1 protein-coding gene is annotated in these 1,428 nt (G+C 67.0%); it reads left to right on the top strand.

Annotated elements, in window-relative coordinates; all coding sequences use genetic code 11:
• The first annotated feature begins 160 nt into the window (after positions 1 to 160).
• Complete coding sequence (locus BIV25_RS33610; RefSeq protein WP_071376280.1) at positions 161 to 1,399, top strand: IS256 family transposase; 1,239 nt, start codon at positions 161 to 163, stop codon at positions 1,397 to 1,399.
• Positions 1,400 to 1,428: the final 29 nt, after the last annotated feature.

Below are 1,428 nucleotides of genomic sequence, written 5' to 3' on the forward strand. Positions count from 1 at the left end.
GATGGTGTCCCTTGTCGTGGTGTACGGGATCAGCGGCCGGGAGTGCGCGGGCGTCTGCCCGGGGCGCACTTCCACGGGTGAGTACCGCTCCCTGAACAGGAGGCGGGCCACCGCGTAACTCTCCTTGGTGAACGCCCAGTTCAACCACGAGGAGTGCACGATGGCCCTGTCCCAGTCTGAACTGATACGGCTGCTTGAGTCACTACGCTCGACCGACGGAATCGAGCTCATCCGCGCCATCGCGGAGCGGATGGTGCAGGAGCTGATCGAGGCCGAGGCGAGTGCCCACATCGGCGCGGAATGGAACGAACACACGCCGACGCGGACCAACATCCGCAACGGACACCGCGAGAAGGTGCTGACCACGCTGGCCGGCGACCTGGACCTGGAGATCCCCAAGGTCCGCACCGGCAGCTTCTTCCCCTCACTGCTGGAGCGACGGCGCCGCATCGACCAGGCCCTCTACGCCGTCATCATGGAGGCATACGTGCACGGCGTCTCCACCCGCAGCGTCGATGACCTGGTCAAAGCCCTCGGCGGGGACAGCGGCATCTCGAAGTCGGAGGTCTCCCGGATCTGCGCGGCCCTGGACGAGCCGCTGACCGCGTTCCGCACCCGCCCGCTGGACCATGTCCGCTTCCCCTACGTCTACCTGGACGCGACCTACTGCAAGGCGCGGGTCAACCACCAGATCGTCTCCCGGGCCGTCGTGGTCGCCACCGGCATCACCGAGGACGGCAACCGCGAGGTCTTGGGCCTGATGGTCGGCGACAGCGAGAGCGAGGCGTTCTGGAAAGAGTTCCTCCGCTCGCTGCGTGAGCGCGGCCTGTCCGGGGTCCGCCTGGTCGTCACCGACCAGCACGCCGGGCTGGTCGCCGCGGTCCGCAAGGTGATGCTCGGCGCCGCCTGGCAGCGGTGCAGGGTTCACTTCCTGCGCAACGTCTTCAGCGTGATCGACCGGGACTCCGGCGAGATGGTCGCCGCGACGATCCGCACGATCTTCACCCAGCCCACCGCCGGCCTCGTGCGCACTCAGCTGGACACCGTCGCCGACATGCTCGGCACCCAGTTCCCCAAGGTCAAAGCGATGCTGCTGGAGGCGAAGGAGGATCTGACCGCGTTCGCCAACTTCCCGCCCCGGCACTGGAAGAAGATCCAGTCCACGAACCCGCTGGAACGGGTGAACCGGGAGATCAAGCGCAGGATCGACGTCGTCCAGGTCTTCCCCAACGACGACGCGCTCATCCGGCTGGTCACCGCCGTGCTCTTCGAGATGCACGACGAATGGATAGCCTTCCCCCGCCGCTACCTCCCCGAAGGCAGCATGGGCGAGATCTACCGCGAACTCCCCGAAAGCGCCCCCGCGCTACCCAACACCCCGAACACGCCCGCCAGTTGATCCCGAACACCACGACGAGGGACACGACC

The sequence above is a fragment of the Streptomyces sp. MUSC 14 genome (assembly GCF_001866675.1).
Classification (GTDB): domain Bacteria; phylum Actinomycetota; class Actinomycetes; order Streptomycetales; family Streptomycetaceae; genus Streptomyces.

What these genes read in the sequence shown, in the direction of transcription:
- BIV25_RS33610 (WP_071376280.1), top strand. Translation starts at nt 161, where the DNA reads ATGGCCCTGTCCCAGTCTGAACTGATACGGCTGCTTGAGTCACTACGC.